Here is a 1,645-nt window from a genome sequence, read left to right on the forward strand (position 1 = left end):
GCGCCCCGGCTGAGCGGCGTGGCACGCGCGTCGTCCGGCGTGTGTGTCCGGGGCTGCGGGCTTGCGACATCACCGACGTCGTACGACGACGACGAAGTCGTCGCTGCGCGCGTGCAACTGTTGCGAGCGCGGGCGTGCGACATCACCGATGTCGTACGACGACGGCGAAGTCGTCGTTGCGCGCGTGCAACTGTTGCGAGCGCGGGCATGCGACATCACCGACGTCGTACGACGACGACGAAGTCGCACCACAGCGGGCGCGCCACCAGCGAACCCCCGAGGCCGCACCTGCGTCAGGCGGCGGCCACCACGGCCTCCCACGCGACGGTCTCGCCGTAGCTGCGCTTGCTGAAGGCCTCGAGCCCCGCGGGCCACGTCGGCTCGGGGGAGCGCTTGCTCCGCTCGACGACCACGACCGCGGCTGCCGTCAGCCGGGGCACGAGCGTCTCGAGGACCTCGGCGAGCTCGTGCTCGGTGACGTCGTACGGCGGGTCGATGAACACGAGGTCGAAGGTCCGGACGGTCCCGCGCAGGTACCCGAGGACGGGCTGCGGCTGCACGTCGATCCGCACGCCCGGGACCCGCCGCTGCACGGCCTTGGCGTTCGCCCGGCAGGCCTCGGCCGCCGCCGACGCCCGGTCGACCAGCACGACCTCGACCGCACCGCGCGACGCGGCCTCGAGCCCGAGGGCCCCCGTGCCGGCGTACAGGTCCGCCACCGACGTGTCGTCGACGAGCCCACGTGCCTCGAGCGAGGAGAACAGTGCCTCGCGCACGCGGTCGCTCGTCGGTCGGGTGCCGGACTTCGGCACCCGGAGCGTCGTGGAGCCGGCGGCACCGGCGATGATGCGGGTCATGCTGCCACCGTAGCGGGCCGCCGGACGCTCCATGAGTTCTCCACAGGTGGTCCGGGAGGCGCGGATCGCGTCGGTGCCGCCGGGTACCGTTGACGTGTGGTGACGACCGGAACGACGACCGACGACGCGGTGCCGGACCTCGGCCCCGCCCCGCTCGACGCGCGGCTCGCGAACGTCCTCGGCGGCCGGACCGCGGGTGCGATCGAGAAGGCGTTCGGGTACCGCACCGTCGGCGAGTTCCTCGAGCACGCGCCCCGGCGCTACGCCGAACGCGGTGCGCTGACGGCGCTCGACTCGCTCGCGATCGGCGAGTCGGTGACGATCGTGGCCGAGGTCGTCGACGTCCGGGAACGCACCATGCGTGCTCGTCGCGGCTCGATCCTCGAAGCGAAGATCGGCGACGGCAAGGGGCTCCTCACGCTCACGTTCTTCAACCAGGGCTGGCGCACGAAGGACCTCGTGCCGGGCGCGCGCGGGATCTTCTCGGGCAAGGTCGGCGACTACCGGGGTGCCCGCCAGCTCGCCCACCCCGACTACGAGCTCTTCGACCGCGACGACCCCCGGGCGACCGCCGACCCCGAGTCGGAAGAAGCCATCCGGTGGTCGCGCCAGCCGATCCCGATCTACCCGGCGACGTCACCAGGCGCACCGACCCGACGACACGGTCGACCTCGAGGAGACCCTGTCCGCACTGACCGACCTGGTCCGCAGCGGCAAGGTCCGGGCGATCGGCAGCTCGGACTTCCCCGCGTCGATGCAGGTCGAGGCGCAGTGGACGTCCGAGCGCC

Annotated in this window: 2 protein-coding genes and 1 pseudogene; 2 read left to right on the forward strand and 1 reads right to left on the reverse strand. The window is 72.7% G+C overall.

What is annotated here, in order from left to right; all coding sequences use genetic code 11:
- Positions 1-293: 293 nt before the first annotated feature.
- Positions 294-857 carry an RsmD family RNA methyltransferase gene (locus I5E_RS00205; protein WP_031260807.1) on the reverse strand — a complete coding sequence of 188 codons (564 nt, stop codon included), beginning with the start codon at positions 855-857 and terminating at the stop codon, positions 294-296.
- Between the two features lie 99 nt (positions 858-956).
- On the opposite strand from I5E_RS00205, the pseudogene I5E_RS00210 reads away from it, so the two are divergent.
- Positions 957-1,496 (forward strand): annotated as a pseudogene (locus I5E_RS00210) (OB-fold nucleic acid binding domain-containing protein); the annotation flags it as partial.
- A gap of 52 nt (positions 1,497-1,548) precedes the next feature.
- The coding region (locus I5E_RS26140) for a hypothetical protein (RefSeq protein ID WP_261974821.1) at positions 1,549-1,645 on the forward strand (97 nt) is incomplete at its 3' end.

This window comes from Curtobacterium sp. B18, from assembly GCF_000333375.1.
In the GTDB taxonomy this organism is placed as follows: domain Bacteria; phylum Actinomycetota; class Actinomycetes; order Actinomycetales; family Microbacteriaceae; genus Curtobacterium.

Excerpts from the sequence above, each read along its gene's own strand:
- I5E_RS00205 (WP_031260807.1), bottom strand. The coding sequence starts at position 857 with ATGACCCGCATCATCGCCGGTGCCGCCGGCTCCACGACGCTCCGGGTG.